The organism is Bartonella sp. DGB1 (assembly GCF_041345015.1).
Taxonomy (GTDB): Bacteria; Pseudomonadota; Alphaproteobacteria; order Rhizobiales; family Rhizobiaceae; genus DGB1.
In genome coordinates, this window is record NZ_CP166769.1 from 529,811 (window position 1) to 549,013 (window position 19,203).

Consider the following 19,203-nt stretch of genomic DNA (forward strand, 5'->3'; position numbering starts at 1 on the left):
TTCAGAGGTCATTATGACATATGTAGTAACGGATAATTGTATTCGCTGTAAATATACCGATTGTGTAGAGGTTTGTCCGGTAGATTGCTTTTATGAAGGCGAAAATATGTTAGTTATTAATCCTGATGAATGTATAGATTGTGGTGTATGTGAGCCAGAATGTCCTGCTGAGGCTATCTTACCTGATACAGAGTTAGGATTAGAAAAATGGTTGGTACTAAATGCTGAATATGCGGCTAAATGGCCAAATATAACTGTAAAAAAAGAGCCATTAGAAAATGCTAGCGAGTTTGATGGTGTGGAAGGTAAATTAGAAAAATATTTTTCATCTAAACCAGCTACCGATGATTAATGTATCTATATATTAGCAAGTTAAGCTATTCCTTGATTTTTATAGCTAATTGTGTTATTTTATTTTAATAAATGAGGGGCATAACACAAGTTTTTTGCCGATAGGAGTGTGTTTATATGTCTGCTGTCACTAAAGTTACTCATTCAAGTAGTTTTGAAGCTAATGAATATATTGTTTATCCTGCGCATGGGGTAGGTCAAATTACGGCTATAGAAAAGCAATCTGTAGTAGGTCATGAATTAGAACTTTTCGTCATACATTTTGAAAAAGATAAAATGGATGTTAAGGTTCCAGTACTAAAAGCTTTATCTAGTGGAATGCGAAAGTTAGCTGATGATAAAGAAATTAAACGTGCTTTAAAGGTTCTTACAGGTAGATCAAGAATTAAAAAAACCATGTGGTCACGTAGAGCTCAAGAATATGATAGTAAAATAAACTCTGGTTCTTTGACTACAGTTGCTGAAGTGGTGCGTGACTTATATAGAACAGAAACTCAAAATGAACAATCTTATTCAGAAAAGCAAATCTATGAAGTAGCTTTCTCGCGTATGATGCAAGAGATATCTGCTGTATATGATATCACAATGGATGAAGCTAAGAAACTCATTGAGGATAATTTAACTGTCGAAGATGAAACATTATAGTATATCATTTTGTTTTTAACTGTTTAGTTGTTTTTTACAGCGTTACATTATTTAAATCTTATATTTAATTACTTTGTAGTTTATCGTATAGCTAAGTTATTTAATCTTTAATAGCTAATTGACTTTATTTCTTTGTTACTTGGTCTTGTTATTTAACTCTAATATTAATTAGCATTGTTTCTTGGTGGTCAGGTTACGTTATTTTCATTTCTATATTTAATTAGTTTGCTGACTTACCTTAGTAAAGTTATTTAATTTTTGTTGATTAATTTTGTTATCTTATCATAGGATTATGTTATTTAATTCTTAGTCTAGCTAGCTTTGTTTTGCTGATATGATTTTAATCAGAGTTAATTTTGTTATACGGTTATAATTATCTAATTCATAATATTTAATTAGTTCTGTGGTTTTTATAATTAGATATTAATTTTTGATATCAAGATAATTCATAATATATGAAGTTAAATAATTATTTTTTAACTAAGGTGGTTTTATCACCAATCTATATTATTTTATAGTTAGTACGAATCATATATTAAAAGTGTGATAATTTACATTAATGTTATTATAAAATTTATCTATAAATTAGTTTTTGATTCTATTATTTTTATAAAAAATTCTTTATTGGGGATATTAAACAAACATTAACCTTTGCTTTATTAGTAAATAATTATATATACTAATATAGATATATTCTTTTTTAAATCAAATAGATAACAGCAATTTTTTATCTATCTTATTTAGCATTTTATTGATTTCTAATGTGGAAAAGAAATTAAAATTATTTTAGCGGTTTTTTCAATTTTATATTAAGCAAAATCTAGACAATTGCTAGGTTTTGCTTAATATAAACATGCTTTTTTTGTGCTATTTATTTATTTTAGATAATTTGAATAAATATTTTTATTTAAAAAATATACCTACTACAGGTTGTAAAATTGAAATCAAATATTGAAAAAATATTCCCGTTAAAGTAGAAATAAAGTAAGAGGATATACTTTAGATATATTATTAGTGTACATGGATTTATTTAAAAAAGAGGAATACATGCAAAAAAATGCATCAGTTAAATTGTCGGTTTATAAAAAGAATAACATCTCAGACACAACTATAGATAGGTCTATGATTAAGAGTGCTATGGCTGCTCCTTACCTTGAAAAGGAAGAGGAGTATAACTTAGCTATTCGTTGGCAGAGAGATAAAGATGAAGATGCGCTACATAAAATTACCGCATCTCATATGAGATTAGTAATTGCTATTGCAGCAAAATTTAAAAGATTTAATTTACCTATGGGGGATTTAATACAAGAAGGTTATATTGGTTTATTAGAAGCTGCAGCACGTTTTGATCCAGAAAGAGAAGTAAGATTTTCTACTTATGCTACTTGGTGGATAAGAGCTTCAATTCAGGATTATATATTAAGAAATTGGTCAATTGTTAGAGGTGGAACCAGTTCAGCACAAAAAGCATTATTTTTTAATTTACGTAGGTTGCGTAATCAATTAATGCAGGAAGATGAAAATATCACTAAAGATGTTGTATATGAAAAAATATCTAATAAAATAGGTGTTTCTGTTTCTGATGTTGAAACTATGGATTTTAGGTTGTCAGGCTCTGATAATTCCTTAAGCGCTTTAATTAATAGTGACGAAGACAGTTCAACAACACGGATGGATTTTTTAGTAGATACAAGACCGTTACCGGATCTAATTATTGAAGATACATTAGATGGTGAGAAAAGGGATAAATGGTTATATAAAGCATTAGAGGTGTTAAACGACAGAGAGCTGCAGATCATAAAAGAGCGGCGGCTTGATGATGATGGTGTAACTTTAGAATCTTTAGGAGTTACTTTAGGAATATCTAAAGAAAGAGTAAGGCAAATTGAAAGTAGAGCATTACAAAAATTGAGAGAAGCATTATTATCATATGCGGAGAATATTAATTATCACCTTTGAATAATATTTTTTTTAATATATTATCATTACATTAGTTATTATTATAAGGATGGTTAATGAAAGAGATAATTATATTATTAGGAGGAGATATTAAGTTAACTGAGAGGTTAAAGCAGCAAGTAGCCAACAAAATGGTTATTGCTGCTGATGGTGGTATAAAACATGCTAAGAGCTTAGGAATAAAAGTTGATCTATGGGTAGGGGATTTTGATTCTACGGAGGAAGAATTATTATTAGAACATATAGATGTAAAAAGAGAAATATTTCCTAAGGAAAAAGATAAAACCGATGGACAAATAGCAGTTCAAAAAGCTATTCAGTTAGGTGCTAAAAAAATAATTTTAGTTGGGGTAACAGGAGGTAACAGATTTGATCATAGTTTGTTCCATATAACTTACCTGTTATCATTAAAAAAATCTTATAATATAGATATTATGGGAACTGATGGAGAAGTCGAATTTTATCCTTTGGTTCCTAATGAATATAAGTTTCATTTTCCTAAAGATAGTTTATTTAGCTTAATAACTTTTAGTGATGTAAAAGCTTTATCTATAAAAGGAGCATATTGGGACTTAACTGACCGAGATGTAAAATTTGGTGATAGTATAACTTTATCTAATAAAATTATTAGCGACTTAGTTATTAATTTTAAAGGTGGTTTGCAACTTTTAATAATATATTTAGTTTAAAGCCTATTGTTAAAAATTAATATTGATACAGATAATTAATATTAAAGGTTCATTTATTATTAAAGGTTAAATTATGAAGTTAAAACATCTATCATCAATTTTAGCGATTGGCTTATTAGTAAATTTAGCTGCTTGTACTACGAATGATCAAGTAGTATCTGGCTTTGGTTTAACGGGGGCAACGGTAGGTGCTTTAGCAGGTGGTGCGCTAACTGGGGGTCCTATAGGAACAATAGCTGGTACTGCTGTCGGTGGTTGGGCAGGAGCTTATTTAGGGAAACAAGTAATAAAAGATAAAAATGGTAATGATGTAGTACAGTGTCGTTATAAAGATCAAGCAGGAAATATATTCATTGCTCCTTGTAAAGAATAATTAAAGTGATTAAATTTTAATAACAAGTTACTAGAAGTGATAATATTCAAAGCTGTTTGTAGTATTACCGTTAAGATTTTATTAGGTTTAAGATATTTTTAAGCTACTTATATAATAGGTGAATATTATATAAGTAGCTTATATTATTTATTATCTTTATTACGTTTAGTACATTCCTAAAGCTTCTTTATATAATTGCAATAATGCTTCAGCCTCACGTCTTTCGTGCTCTTCTTGTTTTCGAAGTCGAATTATAGTGCGTACAGCTTTTGTATCAAAGCCAGTCGATTTTAGTTCAAGATATACTTCTTTTATATCTTCAGCTATGGTTTTTTTTTCTTCTTCTAGTCTTTCTATTCTTTCGATAAAAGCGCGTAGTTGGCTCGCTGCAATTGTATCTTGTTTGTCTTCTAGTACGTCGTTCACTTAGTAATTCTCCTTAAAAAATTCATTAATTAGTTATTATTTAAGATAGATTTATGGCATTTAAATGTCAAATTTAATTATTTTTCCTTGAGTTAACTTAATTAATAGAATGTGATTTACTTTTCATTGTTTTTTTGAATTTAGTGAGATCTAAACCTTTTTCCCAAGAAGCTATCACTACTGTAGCCACAGCATTACCGACAAAGTTAGTTAGTGTTCTACATTCATTCATAAATTTATCTATACCTAAAATTATTGCCATACCTGCAACAGGGATATCAGGAATTATAGATAAGGTTGTTGCGAGAGTAATAAAGCCGGCTCCTGCTATTCCAGCAGCGCCTTTAGAGGAAACTATAGCTACTAACAGTAACAATACTTGTTGTTGCCAGGTTAAATCTATTCCTAGTGCTTGTGCGATAAAAATAGCAGCAAGGGTCATATAAATATTTGTACCGTCTAGATTAAAAGAATAACCTAACGGAACTACTAAACCTACTATAGATTTTTTTACACCTGCTTTTTCCATTTTTTGCATAAGCATAGGTAAAGCTGCTTCAGATGAACCTGCGCCTAAAATTAAGACTATTTCATCTTTTAGATATTTTAATAAAGAAAATATAGAAAAACCAATATATCTACACATTAAACCTAGAATTACTATAATAAAAAAGGCAGAAATAAAGTAAAATACAAAAATAAGATAGGCTAAATTAGCCATAGAAGCTATACCATATTGACCTATGGTAAATGCTATTGCTCCGAAAGCACCTATTGGAGCAAAACTCATTAGGATAGACACTAATTTAAAGATAGGCATGCTTAATTTTTGTAAAAAATTCAAGATGCTAGCGCCATATTCACCGCTACTACTCAAAGCTATCCCAAAGAATATAGATAAGCAGATAATTTGTAAGATATTACCTGTAACTAATGGAGATAATAAAGTAGTCGGAATAATATTCATTAAAAAATCAACTATAGATTGACTTTTTGCTTTAGCAACATAATGCGATATTGAGTTATTATCTAAAGTTTCAATGGATATATTAAGACCAACACCTGGTTTAAATAAATGTACGGCGATTAAACCTAAGATAAGAGCTAAAGTAGAAAAAAAGAAAAAATATAATAAAGATTTTACTGCTAAAGTTCTTACTTTCTTTAGGTCAGACATTTGAGCTATGCCAATAGTAAGAGTTAGAAAAATAACAGGAGCTATTATCATTTTTACTAATTTAATAAAACCGTCCCCAAGTGGTTTCATCTGAGTAGCGAAGTTAGGAAAATAGTGACCTAATATTACACCTAAAATAATAGCCACTAATACTTGAAAAAACAGTTGACGATAAATAGGTAGTTTAGTAGCCGTTGGTACATTTGTAGGTAAATGATGTGACATAATATATCCCCAAAGTATTATATATGATTATCATAAATATTATAGTTATAAATTATTGCCTTTTGTACAATATAGTAATAAATTAAACAAGAGCGAAATTATTTTAAGGTTTTTCTATGTCTGTATCATTATCAGCTAATTTAAATGCAGTAGCTTTATTAAGAAATAGACGAGGATTAGCTTGGCCTGATTTATTGGATATAGCTAAACAGTCATGTGTAGCAGGGGCAAAGGGTATCACAGTACACCCACGACCTGATGAAAGACACATAAAATATCAAGACGTTAAAGATTTGCGTGAGTTTCTTAATAAATTTTTTCCACAACATGAATTAAATGTTGAAGGATTTCCTGATTCAAAATTTTTGGAGTTAATTGAACTAGTAAAACCACATCAAGTTACTTTAGTACCTGATCATCCAGAGCAAAATACGTCTGATCATGGCTGGGACTTTAAACAGCAGTTTAATATCTTACAGCCTGCAATTAATCGTTTAAAACAGACTTCTGTGAGGATATCGTTATTTTGTGAATATGATTCTAAAAATTTAATTATCGCTAAAGAATTAGGTGCGCATGCATTAGAAATTTATACCGGTCCTTATGCGGCTAACTTTAATGATTTAACATATAGAAAAAAATATTTAAAAATTATCACGGAAACGGCGACTGAAATTAAAAAGTTGGGGTTACATGTTCATGCAGGACATGATTTAACCATTGAAAATATACCGCAACTTATATCTGCTTTTCCTGATTTTACTGAAATGTCTATAGGTCATGCTTTAATAGCTGATGCATTGACTTTTGGTATAAAAAATTCGATAAAAAGATTTTTAAATGTTATGAATAATATTAATTAACCATAGAGATCCCGAATGATTGAAAAAGAAGAAACTGAATCTCATAGTTTTGACACACGTCCAACTGGGCATAAAGATGGCTTAATATTATTATTATTAGGGGCAATGGGCGTAGTCTATGGTGATATTGGGACTAGTCCTATATATGCTTTTAAGACAGCAATTAGCTTAGGGGCTACAGAAAATATTGCTCAGCCCATCGAAGTATTTGGAATTATATCTCTTATTTTTTGGGCACTATTGTTTGTAGTAAGCTTTAAATATATTATGTTCGTATTAAGAGCAGATAACCGTGGCGAAGGTGGAATTTTATCTTTAGTAGCATTAGTTAGATCAAGTTTTTCTGGTCGAGTGACGTGGTTAACTCTGTTAGGTATATTGGGTGCTGCATTATTTTTTGGTGATGCAGTTATTACGCCAGCTGTATCTGTATTATCTGCCGTAGAGGGGTTAGAAGTATTAGCGCCTTCATTACAAAATTTTGTTGTGCCTATTACTATTGTTATATTGGTAATGTTGTTCTCTTTTCAAAGATTAGGTACTGAAAAAGTAGCTATTATTTTTGGACCGGTAACATTCCTATGGTTTTTAGTGCTAGGCTTGTTAGGCTTGATAAATATTATTGATTCCCCCGAGATTTTATGGGGACTGATGCCATGGTATGGCTATAATTATATATTAACTCATCCGTTAATTGCCTTCGCGACTTTAGGTGCTATTTTTTTAGCCGTGACAGGTGCAGAGGCATTATATGTAGATTTAGGACATTTTGGACGTAAACCAATTGTATTAGCATGGTTTTTAGTGGTTTTTCCTTGCTTATTATTAAATTATATGGGACAGGGCGCTTTTGTATTAGCGCATGGCGGCGAGATTAAAAATCCTTTTTTTGAAATGGTTCCAGAATGGGGCCTGCTTCCTATGATTATTTTTGCTACTATTGCTACGGTTATTGCTAGTCAAGCAATGTTAACAGGCGCTTTTTCTATGGCACATCAAGCGGTGCAATTAAATTTATTGCCTAGGTTAGAAGTTTTACATACATCAGAAAAAAATTCCGGGCATATATATATACCGCGTATTAATTTTTTAATGGCGGCTATAGTCTTATTGTTAGTAACCTTTTTTGGTGAGTCAAGTAAATTGGCAGCAGCTTATGGTATCACTGTAACAGGGAATATGATAGTAACCACTATTTTACTATCTTTAGCAATGAGTAGACTTTGGAAATGGAAGTTAAGCATAATATTATTGTTAGCGGGTTCTTTTATATTTGTTGATTTATTATTTTTTAGCGCTAACTTATTTAAGATTATTGATGGAGGTTGGGCATCGGTATGTATATCGGCTATCTTGGTAATAATTATGTGGATCTGGACAAAAGGAAGTAGAGCTTTAGCTAATCGTGTACATGCTGCTGAGGTGCCATTGGAATATGTAGTAGAGAAAATGAAAAAAACTCCTCCTTTTATTGCTGCAGGTACAGCAGTATTTTTAACTGGAGATCCACGTACTGCACCACATGCATTGATGCATAGTTTAAAACATTATAAAGTTATTTTTGAAAATAATGTAATTTTAACTGTAGTAACAGCTACCACGCCTAGAGTATCGAGAGGTGAAAGAATATCTGTATCACAATTTAATGAAAGATTTATGTTAGTTACAGTAACTTTTGGTTATATGGAACAACCTAATCTACCTAGAGCATTGGCGCTTGGTAGAAAATTAGGTTTAAATTTTGATATTTTAAAAACCTCTTTCTTTTTATCACGACGATCGCTTAAAAAATCTGCTAACTCTGATATGACTGGGTGGCAAAATACAGGATTTCTGTTATTGTCTCGTACAGCTGCAGATGCAACTGAATATTTTCAGATACCTACTGGACGTGTAGTAGAGATAGGAACACAAATAACTATTTAGGAAAAGAATATGCGAATATATTATGATACAGATGCCGATATAGCATTGATAAAAAATAAAAATATTTTATTGGTAGGTTATGGAAATCAAGGTAAAGCTCATGCTTTGAATTTGAGAGATTCAGGTTTAAATAATATCAAAATAGCTTTACCAGCAGAATCAAATACCATAAAAATAGCACAAGAAGATGGATTTGAAGTAGTTAACATTGAACAAGCATCAGCTTGGGCAGATATAATTATGATGGCTACTCCAGATGAATTGCAAGCAGATATTTATAATTATAAAATAAAACCAAATATCAAAGAAAATACCGCAATTCTCTTTGCGCATGGATTAAATGTACATTTTGGTTTGATTGAACCACAAAAAAATATTGATGTAATTCTAGTAGCTCCAAAAGGCCCCGGTCATGCTTTGAGAAAAAAATATCTAGAAGGAAAAGGGTTAGCATGTTTGATTGCTGTGCATCAAGATTATTCCGAAAAAGCCCATGATATAGCTTTGGCTTATGCTGCAGCGATAGGTAGTGGAAGAGCCGCTATTTTGGAAACTACTTTTAAAGAAGAGTGTGAAACAGATTTATTTGGCGAACAGACCGTATTATGTGGCGGTATGATAGAATTAATTAAGGCAGCTTTTGATACGTTAGTTGAAAATGGATATGCACCAGAAATGGCATATTTTGAGTGTTTACATGAGACAAAATTAATTATAGACTTAATGATCGAAAGAGGTATTGCAGGAATGTATAAATCTATTTCTAATACTGCTGAATGGGGCGCCTATTTGACTGGAGAAAGAATTATTAATCAAAATATTAAAAATGAAATGAAGGATATTTTAACAGATATACAAACAGGAAAATTTATCACTCAATGGATTCAAGAGCATAAAGCAGGAGGAGCTAGATTTAAGACTATTAGAAATATAAAAGCAAAACATTCTAGTGAAATCGTTGGGGAGAAATTACGTAAATTAGTTAATTAAAAGATAAGGGGTAAAATATGTGGGATCAAATATTATCATCACGCATGAATGAGTTAAAACCTTCAGAACTAAGAGAAATATTTAAACTCTTAGAGCAACCAGATATAATTGCATTTGCTGGAGGAGTTCCAAATGCTAGTATTTTTCCTACGGAGGAATTTTCTAAAGCATATAATGAGTTATTTGCTACACAAGCAGATGCTCAATTAGCATTACAATATTCTAATACTGAGGGCTATGTACCTTTACGGCAATGGCTAAAAGAGCATATGCAGCAACTTGGTATCAACGTTGAAATAGATAATATATTAATAACTTCAGGGTCACAGCAAGCATTAGATAGTTTGGGTAAAATATTTTTATCACCCGGTGATACAGCTTTAGTGAATTGGCCTACTTATTTAGGTGCTATTCAAGCATTTTCTACTTATGAAGCAAAGTTTCAAAAGTTAGAAGGTGTGGAAGATAAGTCTGCAGAAGAATATAAACAGATAGCTAAAAATAATAATAGTAAAATTAAATTTATTTATCTATCACCTGATTTTGCAAATCCAACTGGTATAACATTAACTAAACAACAAAGATTAGACATATTAAAATTAGCAGAAGATTTAAATATAGCTATTATTGAAGACGGTGCTTATCAAGCATTGCGTTATGAAGGTGAAGATATACCATCTATATTATCTTTGGAATTACAAAAAAAGAAAGATATAGAAAATACAAGAACTATTTATTGTGGATCTTTTTCTAAAACAATATCACCAGGATTAAGATTAGGATGGGTAGTTGCTAATAAAAAAATAATTAAAAAGTTAACCATATTAAAACAGGCGATGGATTTAAATACATCTACAATAAATCAGATAATATTACATAAAGTGGTTAATAATATATTCGATCAACATATTGAATACACAAAAAGATATTATTTAAAAAATCGCGATATAATGTTGAGAGCATTAGAAAAATATATGCCAGAATATGTAACGTGGGATAAACCTGAAGGAGGGTTATTTATTTGGTGTAAATTACCAGTAGAGCTTGATACTAAAAAGTTATTTGAAAAAGCAGTTAGAGATTATAGAGTAGCTTTTGTACCTGGTAGTGGTTTTTTTCCTGATAATTTAACTAATAATATGTGCAGATTAAGTTTTTCATATGGAGATGAAAAGCTCATAGAAGAGGGTATAAAGAGGATAGCTAAGTTGATTAAAGCATCTTTGGAGTAGCTATATTTATTATAATCTTAAATATTTTTTGCTTTTGTTGAGTATGAAGAGCTATGCTATTTTTAGCTGCTCTCTTGCTCAACAATTTCATGCACATTGATAGAAATATATTTCCATTAAAAATAGGATATCATTATCTGAATTAATGGCATTCCTTATATTAGTGACTAGTAATAAAGAGAAGCTGATTATCTTCGGGAAGTATAATAGTGGTTTGGTTATAATTTTATTTAAGTTAGTATATTGATATTAAAGTTAGATAACGGTAGCGTTAACTGTCTTCTTGTTTGGCGCTGTAACGGTGGCGCCTAAGGAAATAATGTTAGTAAAATAAAGTATAACAGTATAGCTAGATAATGATAGATCTCTCTGTAATTCGATGGTGATGTTGTTAAAATTGTATAGTATCTGAGAAATATAGTAACAAAAGAGAGTAATGGTAAAGTTAGTTATTAAGAATGTTACTCAGGTTAAAATTGTATCCAGCTGCGGATATCGGTAGTTAAATTAATAAGTTAATTGAAATAAAGTATAATAGTATAGCTAGCTAATAATAGATCTCTTTGTATTTCGATGTTGATGTTGTTAAAGGTGTATAATATCTGAGAAATGTAGTAACAAAAGAGAATAATGGTAAAGTTAGTTGTTAAGAATGTTATTTAAGTTAAAATTGTATGCTGCTGAGGATATCGATAGTTAAATTAATAAGTTAATTGAAATAAAGTATAACAGTATAGCTAGCTAATAATGGCTCTCTCTGCATTTCGATGGTGATGTTGTTAAAGGTGTATAATATCTGAGAAATGTAGTAACAAAAGAGAATAATGGTAAAGTTAGTTGTTAAGCATGTTACTCAGGTTAAAATTGTATGCTGCTGCGGATATTGGTAGTTAAATTAATAAGTTAGTTGAAATAAATTATAATAGTATAGTTAGTTAATAATAGATCTCTTTGTATTTCGATGTTGATGTTGTTAAAGGTGTATAATATCTGAGAAATGTAGTAACAAAAGAGAATAATGGTAAAGTTAGTTGTTAAGAATGTTATTCAGGTTAAAATTATATGCTGCTGAGGATATCGGTAGTTAAATTAATAAGTTAGTTGAAATAAATTATAATAGTCAAGCTAGCTAATAATATAGTTATTCGCGTTTTAATGGATGTTGCTAAAAAGGTAGGCGCCCTAAAATATACGGCGCCTAAGTAAGATGAGCATAGTTAATATAAGTATTATTTATTAGTTATAATTTTTATTATAATCCTAAATATTTCTTTACTTCTGTCGAGCATGAAGATGATAAAATATCTTTAGCTAACCCTTGTTCAACAATCTGATGATTATTTATAAAGAATACTTTTCCATCTAAAAATAAGATATCATTGGGTTCATGGGTAACTAGTAATAAGGTAAAAGGACTATTTTTTTTAAAGTCTAATAACAATTCTAGTAATTCTTTTCTCATGCCTGGTCCTAAGGCAGAAAAAGGTTCATCTAAAATTAATATAGGTTTATTGCGTAATAAAGTTCTGGCTATAGCAACTCGTTGCTTTTCACCTCCTGATAATTGATTAGGCATATTTTTAGCTTTATCTGCAATATCTAATTTTGATAGAATATCATTTACATCTTCTTTATCTTTAGTAGATAATTTTAGACTAGGTGAACGACCTAAGGCTACGTTATTAAAAACGTTAAGGTGTGAAAATAAATTATTTTCTTGAAATAATATAGTTAATGGACGTTTATTTGGAGGTAAATGAGTAACATTTGTGTCACCTATATATATATTACCGCTGTTAGGAAATATATAACCACCAATTAATAAAATAAGAGTTGATTTACCAGATCCACTAGGGCCAACTAAGGCTGATATAGATTCAGACTCTATGATACCATTAAAATAAAAATGATTACCATCACATATATATGTGACGTGATCTAATCTAATTTGAGAAGAAATATTAGACATTAATTTATCTTTCTATATATTTTATCAAAAATTAATAATACGGTGAAAGAGATCAGCATTAATATAACTGATAACATAGCACTTGTATTGTTACGATAATTGCCCATATTTTGTTGTATAAGAGTGGGAAGGCTATTTAATTCGTCATTGCCCCATATAGCTATAACTGATAGATCTCCTAAAGAAAAAATAAAAGCAAAAGCAAAACATCTAGAAAGAGCAATTTTTAAATAAGGCAGGTCAAATAAGAAAAATCTTTTAAATTGTCCAATATCTAGACTTTTTATTAATTTATCATGCCTATTTATATGGCTATACCAGGTTGGGCTTAAAATATGGCCACATATTGGAAGAGATATAGCTATGTTTAAAATAATAATCATATAAATCGCAATAGATATAGGATTAACATATTTATATAATAATAAAAACCAGCCAGTAGATAAGATTATAGGTGAAAAGATAAAAATTAAATAAGAAATATTATCAAATATTGGACTAAGAAAATTCCCTTTTGGTAAAGGAATAGAAGGAATTTTACCCATAACACCTAATAGTGATAAAAGACAAGTAAATATACTAGAAAAAAATGCTATTTTAATACTCGTTAATATCGCATCTTGTACTACTGATCTTAATAATAAATTGATAAATTCTTTATTTAAAGAGCTTACTATTAAATTGATTAAGGGAAAAATAATAAAAAGGCTACATAAGAGTAATATTAATAAAGAAAAATAATTTTCAATTTTCCCTATATAAATTTTAGTAATAGGTTGATTAATGTTATTGGTAGTTTCTTCTATTGGTTTATATAATAAATACATAACAGCTAAGATTATTAGAGTTATTACCATTTGTAATAGCGATAATATGATAGCAAAAGGAAAGCCATCTAAACCTAAATTCATATTACGGAATATTTCAACTTCAATGGTAGTTGACTGTGGTCCACCACCTAAAATTAATACCATAGTAAAAGAAGTAAAACAAAGTAAAAATATAAAGAAGCTAACGCTAGGTATTTGTCTTAAAATATAAGGTAATAACAAAGTTTTAAAATGATTAAAACCTTTTAAGTTAAGCTGGATAGCAGTTTTTTCATAACTATCTGGCAAAGATTCCAGCGAAATCAAAAATAGTCTTACTGCTAAAGGAAGGTTGAAAAATAAATGCCCTATTAAAATACCGCTTAAACCATAAATAGAAAAATCATTAGTAATGCCTACTTGTTGTAAAAAATAGCTAAACCAACCATTTCTACCGTAAAAAAGAACTATAGCATTAGAAACTACTAAAGATGATAATATAATCGGAAAAGTGAATAGACGAGCAAATATCTTATAAGTCCAAGAACTACGTTTCTTATAAAAAGCCCATACTACAGGAATAGCTAAAGCTATAGAAAGTAGTGTTGACAGAAAAGCTTGTTTTAAAGAAAAATAAACTATTTTACTAAAAAACGGGGGAATATAAACAGAAGACCAATCAAAATTGGTGCTGTAACTCCCTATAGCAAATAGGGAGCCACCAATTAATGTGAATAAAAAGATTACCGGAATTAATCCTAATAATCTTAGTTGTAAAGTGCGTTTATCCATTCATTTACCCATTTTTGTCTATTTTTTGACACTTCTTCACTAGGTATCATAAGAACTTTTTTAGGCTCTTTAACATCCTTAAATATAGGTAATTTATCTTTTGGTGTAACTGAAGGCCACATCCAATTAACTTCAGGAATTATATTTTGAAATCTAGGACTTAACATAAATTCCAAAAATTGACGTGCTAATGGATTTTTATCGCCTTTTACAGTAAGAGCGGCAACTTCTAATTGTACGTAGTTACCATCATTAAAGATTAACACATCGTGATTATCTTTTTTATTGTAAAATAAATTAGCAGGAGGGGAAGTGGTGTAAGCTAGAACATAATCTGATTGACCTTTTAAGAAAAGATTATAGCTAGTACCCCATGAAGGTGCTACTGTAACTAGACGAGGTTTTAATTTCTTCCACATTTCCGGAGCTTTATCACCGTACAGATCCTTCATCCATAATACTAAACCTAAACCAGGAGTAGAAACACGAGGATCACTCATGATGAAATTAGCATCGGGGAAATTATTGATAAAGTCATCCATACTAGTTGGGACTTTTTTAATTTTGTCTTTATCATATAAAAAAGCAAAATAACTATAATCAAATGGAATGAAAATATCATCATTAAAATCAACAGCGATAGAATATTTAGGTGTTTTTAGGTTATGTTTTACAAATAGCCCTGTTTTAGTAGCTTCATGTATTACATTATTGTCTAAACCCATAGCGATATCAGCTCGGGTGTTTTTACCTTCTAATTTTATTTTGTTTAAAATATCTAAGGAATGCCCTGGAGAAGTAAAGACTACCTCACAGTTGCATGTTTTTTCAAATTCTGCTTTTGCTTTAGGTCCTACGCCATAAGGTCCAGCAAAACCACTATAGGTATAGATGGTTAATTTTGGTAGAGAACCATCTTTGGCTGATGGGGTAGTAAGAGTTATTAAAGAAAGAATCAAGATGGTGAAAAAATGATAAATATGTCGCATTTTAGTCCCCTTAAGTGTACATAATGGCGACATTATAACTTATTTTTTTTGTAAAAATATAAGACAATAAAAATATTAACAGATTAATTTATTGTGGAATATATTTTTATGATATTTACATATTTAACAATCTGTGCATCATATGCTTATCTTTGATAATATTTTTATAACTTGGTTTTAGAATAATAAATATTATAATCAAATGTTAACCAGTTAATATCATGGATAAACAATCAGTTAACAAAAATAGGTCTTTAAAAAAGACCTATCAAGATACTTATGCTAATGACATTATTAAATTAATGTCAGAAGGATATAGTTTATCTGCATGCGCAGCTCAGCTTAATGTTACTTGTGAATCTTTATATAGTTGGCAAAAAGAATATCCTGCATTTAATGAAGCTATAAAATTAGGGCAAGCTAAACGTTTGTTTTTCTGGGAGCAGAAGTTATTAGATCCAGAATTAAAACCTGTTTTTTTAAGAGCTATTTTATTCACTTTGCAAAATATAGCACCATTAGAATGGAAAGATAAAGAACAGGATAATCTTTTAAATAGTATGACTGTTAATAAAATTGAGCTTGTAGCACCAGATTTAGCAAGAAATTATTACATAAATAAGGAGAAAAAATGACACATTAAATAAGGTAAAAAAATGTTTGATTATTATAAAAAGAATAAAAAAAAATTTGTAAAAGTAGAATTACCACCTAAATTGATACCAATTTTTATGGGCGAGGCACGTTATAGAGGGGCATATGGTGGTAGAGGAAGTGGAAAAACAAAAGCTTTTGCTAAAATGGCCGCAATAAAGGGATTACAGCTAGCGCACGAACAAAAAAAGGGCATAATAGTTGCTGCACGAGAATTTATGAATACGTTAAACGATAGTTCAATGGCAGAAATTAAAGCAGCTATTAATGCAGAGGATTGGCTAAAAAGTAATTATGATATTGGAGAAAATTATATTAGAACTAAAGACAAAAATATAGAATTTGTATTTATAGGGTTAAGGTATAATTTGGATTCTATAAAGTCAAAAGCACAGATACATTTATTTTGGGTGGATGAGGCAGAAAATGTAACTGAAAATGCTTGGAGGAAAATTTTACCAACAGTGAGAGAAAAAAATTCTGAAATTTGGCTAACTTGGAATCCTGAAAGTGCAACTTCGGCCACTCATAAAAGATTTAGAGAGGCGCCACCAAAAAATGCAAAAATTACTGAGTTAAATTGGCGAGATAATCCTTGGTTTCCTGAAGTTTTAAATAATGAGAGATTAAATGATTTTAATAATAGACCTCAATATTATGCGCATATTTGGGAAGGAGATTTTATAACTGTAGTAGACGGAGCTTATTTTGCGCAGAATATAATTAAATTAAAAGAAGAAGGAAGAGTAGCTCACATCGTGCAAGATCCATTATTAACTTTGCAAGCATTTTGGGATATAGGGGGCAGTGGTGCAAAAGCAGATCATACCGCTATTTGGATAGCTCAATTTGTAGGAAAAGAAATAAGAATCCTAGATTATTACGAAGCACAGGGGCAACCGTTAGAAACTCATATAGATTGGTTGAAAATTAATAAATATCAAAATGCTTTAATGGTTTTACCACATGATGGAGCTACTAAAGATAGAGTGTATGATGTAAGTTTTCAATCTGTTTTAGAGCAGGCTGGATTTGAGGTTAAAGTAATACCTAATCAAGGGGCTGGTGCCGCTAGGATGAGAATAGAAGCAGCAAGAAGACTCTTTTCACGAATGTGGTTCAATGAAGAAACTACTAAAGCTGGTTTGGCGGCTTTAGCTTGGTATCATGAAAAAAGAGACGATGTAAGAGGAATAGGATTAGGACCAGATCATGATTGGAGTTCACATGCTGCAGATGCTTTTGGATTAATGTGCGTGAAATATGAAGAACCGAGGATAAATTATAAAAGAAATTATGATTTTAGTCAATTTGAAGAAGAAGATTCATGGCTAACTTATTAAGGAGAAACAAAAATGGAAGAAAATGATAGCCAATTGGTGGAATATACTAATGAAGATATTGAAAGTAACCAAGAAAATAATATTGACGAGCAAGATAAAAAAATAAAGGAAGTAGAATCAAAAGATTTACAAAAATTAACATCTGAATTTTGGGAAGAGGCAGTAAATGTTAGTCGAGAAGCTCTTCCAGATATTGAAGAGGCGGTAAAATTTTTACAAAAATTTCAAGATAATCAATTAAAAGATATGGCTTTTATAAATGAAAGTTTACAAGATCAAAAATATCGAGAAAAATTGATACAAAATGAACTAGAGCAAATTATTCAAATTTCTGCTTTACAAGATAAAAATCCAGTAAAAATAATTTATCAATTAGCTAAACTACGTGGTTATAAAAATTTAGATAGTCAATTAGCTTCTAATAAAGAATTAGCTTTTGAAAGAGCTAAAACTTTAACAGCTAGTAATGGTTCAAAGTTTGAAGTTGAAAATATTGATAGTTTGGTAAATATGCCATTAGAAGATTTTAAAAAAGCTTTAACCAGAGTAGGTGGCGATTTAAAAAAATTATTATAATAAAATAAGGAAAAAATATGACAAGAATGGAAATAACTTCTGATAATCTATCTGCCGTTAAATTATGGGCAAAAAAACTAACCTTAGAAGTTAGAGATTTTACCCCGATTGCACCTTTAATTGGTGAAAATGAAGATGCAATAATACATTTAAAAACGGCAACTCAAAAAGGCAAAGGTGATAGAATAACTTTTGATTTACTTGGGTTATTAGATAAGGATGGTGTAACCGAAGGGGAAAAATTAGAAGGACAAGAGGAAATAGCGCAAATTTATACAGATTCTTTGGTTATTAATCAATTAAGAACTGCAGTAGCAGTACCCGCAGATGGTACTATTGATGAACAGCGCGCCTCTTTTAATATGCAAGAAAAAGCTAATAAAATGTTGCGTAATTGGTTCTCTCGTAGGCTGTCTATTGCGGCACATTTACATTGGGCAGGATATACCGGAGATGAAGTAACTATTGAAGGAAAAAAATATAAATTGTCAGGCGTTCATTATGGATTTAATAAACCAACTGCTCCAACTAAAAAAAGACATTTAATTGCTAATAATAAATCTTCAGAAAATGAATTATCTGAACAAGATAGATTTTCTTTAAAACATATTGATGAAGCAATAATGTTGGCTAAAACGAGTAATCCAACAATGCAACCTGTAACTATTAATGGTGATAAAGTTTTTGTAATGTATCTACATCCTGCACAAGTAAAAGATTTACGTAGTAATTGTGATGGTGGACAATGGTTAGATATTCAAAAATCTGCTTATGCTGGTTCAAGGAGTAAAAATCCTATTTTTGATGGTTCTTTGGGGATGTACAATGGTGTTATTTTAAGAGAGGCTGTACATGTAATGCCAGGATTAAATAATGAAAGAAAAATGAAATTAAATACGCGTAGAGCAGTATTATTAGGCGCTCAATCTTTAGCGGTAGCTTTTGGTAGAAATATGGATCACAGCTATTTTAAAATTATTAAAGAGACAAAAGACTATGAAAATGAGTTGGGTTTTGCCTGCTCAACATTATTTGGAATTAAAAAGACTAAATTTAACAATGAAGATTATGGAACCATAGTTGTTTCTACATATAGCGATTTATAACTGAAATAAGTTAGAATAGGGAGATGATAAAGCAAATATATCTATATCTGGCTTTATTAATTATTACCTTGGAATTTAATTGCTTTTAAGTCTCCTTATTAAATAAGGA

The 19,203-nt window shown here is 30.1% G+C and carries 18 protein-coding genes; 13 read left to right on the forward strand and 5 right to left on the reverse strand.

Going from position 1 to position 19,203, the window contains the following annotated elements:
* The first annotated feature begins 13 nt into the window (after positions 1-13).
* The 5 genes from fdxA to AB6T46_RS02640 all read left to right on the forward strand — a co-directional run bounded on the left by fdxA (position 14) and on the right by AB6T46_RS02640 (position 4,017).
* Positions 14-352: a ferredoxin FdxA gene (gene fdxA / locus AB6T46_RS02620; RefSeq protein ID WP_370931875.1), complete on the forward strand. Its 339-nt coding sequence runs from the start codon at positions 14-16 to the stop codon at positions 350-352.
* 116 nt (positions 353-468) lie between these two features.
* On the forward strand, positions 469-996 hold the full coding sequence (locus tag AB6T46_RS02625; RefSeq protein WP_370931876.1) for a CarD family transcriptional regulator: 528 nt from the start codon (positions 469-471) through the stop codon (positions 994-996).
* A 1,047-nt stretch (positions 997-2,043) separates the two neighbouring features.
* On the forward strand, positions 2,044-2,955 hold the full coding sequence (locus AB6T46_RS02630) for an RNA polymerase factor sigma-32 (protein WP_370931877.1): 912 nt from the start codon (positions 2,044-2,046) through the stop codon (positions 2,953-2,955).
* A 56-nt stretch (positions 2,956-3,011) separates the two neighbouring features.
* Entirely contained in the window at positions 3,012-3,644 is a 633-nt protein-coding gene (locus AB6T46_RS02635) for a thiamine diphosphokinase (RefSeq protein WP_370931878.1), read from the forward strand.
* A 73-nt stretch (positions 3,645-3,717) separates the two neighbouring features.
* A complete protein-coding gene (locus AB6T46_RS02640) occupies positions 3,718-4,017 on the forward strand; it encodes a glycine zipper 2TM domain-containing protein (RefSeq protein WP_370931879.1) in 300 nt (99 codons plus the stop codon).
* A gap of 165 nt (positions 4,018-4,182) precedes the next feature.
* Here the strand turns inward: AB6T46_RS02640 and AB6T46_RS02645 are convergent, their stop codons facing one another.
* Together AB6T46_RS02645 and dctA are read right to left on the reverse strand one after the other, a co-directional pair.
* On the reverse strand, positions 4,183-4,443 hold the full coding sequence (locus AB6T46_RS02645) for a DUF2312 domain-containing protein (RefSeq protein ID WP_370931880.1): 261 nt from the start codon (positions 4,441-4,443) through the stop codon (positions 4,183-4,185).
* A 97-nt stretch (positions 4,444-4,540) separates the two neighbouring features.
* Positions 4,541-5,845 carry a C4-dicarboxylate transporter DctA gene (dctA, locus tag AB6T46_RS02650; RefSeq protein WP_370931881.1) on the reverse strand — a complete coding sequence of 435 codons (1,305 nt, stop codon included), beginning with the start codon at positions 5,843-5,845 and terminating at the stop codon, positions 4,541-4,543.
* A gap of 116 nt (positions 5,846-5,961) precedes the next feature.
* Between dctA and AB6T46_RS02655 the strand changes: the two genes are divergently transcribed.
* Genes AB6T46_RS02655 through AB6T46_RS02670 form a run of 4 tightly spaced genes read left to right on the forward strand, consistent with a single transcriptional unit; the run spans position 5,962 to position 10,856 of the window.
* Complete coding sequence (locus tag AB6T46_RS02655) at positions 5,962-6,708, forward strand: pyridoxine 5'-phosphate synthase (protein WP_370931882.1); 747 nt, start codon at positions 5,962-5,964, stop codon at positions 6,706-6,708.
* A 15-nt stretch (positions 6,709-6,723) separates the two neighbouring features.
* Positions 6,724-8,634, forward strand: a complete 1,911-nt coding sequence (locus AB6T46_RS02660; RefSeq protein WP_370931883.1) for a potassium transporter Kup — start codon at positions 6,724-6,726, stop codon at positions 8,632-8,634.
* Positions 8,635-8,643: 9 nt separating this feature from the next.
* Positions 8,644-9,624 (forward strand): ketol-acid reductoisomerase, encoded by a 981-nt coding sequence (gene ilvC / locus AB6T46_RS02665; RefSeq protein WP_370931884.1) that lies wholly within the window; start codon positions 8,644-8,646, stop codon positions 9,622-9,624.
* Positions 9,625-9,641: 17 nt separating this feature from the next.
* Positions 9,642-10,856, forward strand: coding sequence for a PLP-dependent aminotransferase family protein (locus AB6T46_RS02670; RefSeq protein ID WP_370931885.1), 1,215 nt, complete (start codon positions 9,642-9,644; stop codon positions 10,854-10,856).
* 1,252 nt (positions 10,857-12,108) lie between these two features.
* Here AB6T46_RS02670 and AB6T46_RS02675 read toward each other — a convergent pair.
* Genes AB6T46_RS02675 through AB6T46_RS02685 form a run of 3 tightly spaced genes read right to left on the reverse strand, consistent with a single transcriptional unit; the run spans position 12,109 to position 15,415 of the window.
* Complete coding sequence (locus AB6T46_RS02675) at positions 12,109-12,825, reverse strand: ATP-binding cassette domain-containing protein (protein ID WP_370931886.1); 717 nt, start codon at positions 12,823-12,825, stop codon at positions 12,109-12,111.
* Complete coding sequence (locus AB6T46_RS02680) at positions 12,825-14,426, reverse strand: hypothetical protein (RefSeq protein ID WP_370931887.1); 1,602 nt, start codon at positions 14,424-14,426, stop codon at positions 12,825-12,827. The genes AB6T46_RS02675 and AB6T46_RS02680 overlap by 1 nt, the downstream gene beginning before the upstream one ends.
* Positions 14,402-15,415, reverse strand: coding sequence for a thiamine ABC transporter substrate binding subunit (locus AB6T46_RS02685; RefSeq protein WP_370931888.1), 1,014 nt, complete (start codon positions 15,413-15,415; stop codon positions 14,402-14,404). Before AB6T46_RS02685 ends, AB6T46_RS02680 begins: the two co-directional genes overlap by 25 nt.
* A 221-nt stretch (positions 15,416-15,636) precedes the next feature.
* Between AB6T46_RS02685 and AB6T46_RS02690 the strand changes: the two genes are divergently transcribed.
* From AB6T46_RS02690 to AB6T46_RS02705, 4 genes are read left to right on the forward strand one after another with little or no spacing between them, the layout of a single operon-like run.
* Positions 15,637-16,050: a helix-turn-helix domain-containing protein gene (locus AB6T46_RS02690; protein WP_370931889.1), complete on the forward strand. Its 414-nt coding sequence runs from the start codon at positions 15,637-15,639 to the stop codon at positions 16,048-16,050.
* A 21-nt stretch (positions 16,051-16,071) separates the two neighbouring features.
* Complete coding sequence (locus AB6T46_RS02695; protein WP_370931890.1) at positions 16,072-17,412, forward strand: PBSX family phage terminase large subunit; 1,341 nt, start codon at positions 16,072-16,074, stop codon at positions 17,410-17,412.
* Positions 17,413-17,424: 12 nt separating this feature from the next.
* Positions 17,425-17,988, forward strand: a complete 564-nt coding sequence (locus AB6T46_RS02700; RefSeq protein ID WP_370931891.1) for a hypothetical protein — start codon at positions 17,425-17,427, stop codon at positions 17,986-17,988.
* Between the two features lie 17 nt (positions 17,989-18,005).
* Positions 18,006-19,094 (forward strand): N4-gp56 family major capsid protein, encoded by a 1,089-nt coding sequence (locus tag AB6T46_RS02705; RefSeq protein ID WP_370931892.1) that lies wholly within the window; start codon positions 18,006-18,008, stop codon positions 19,092-19,094.
* Positions 19,095-19,203: the final 109 nt, after the last annotated feature.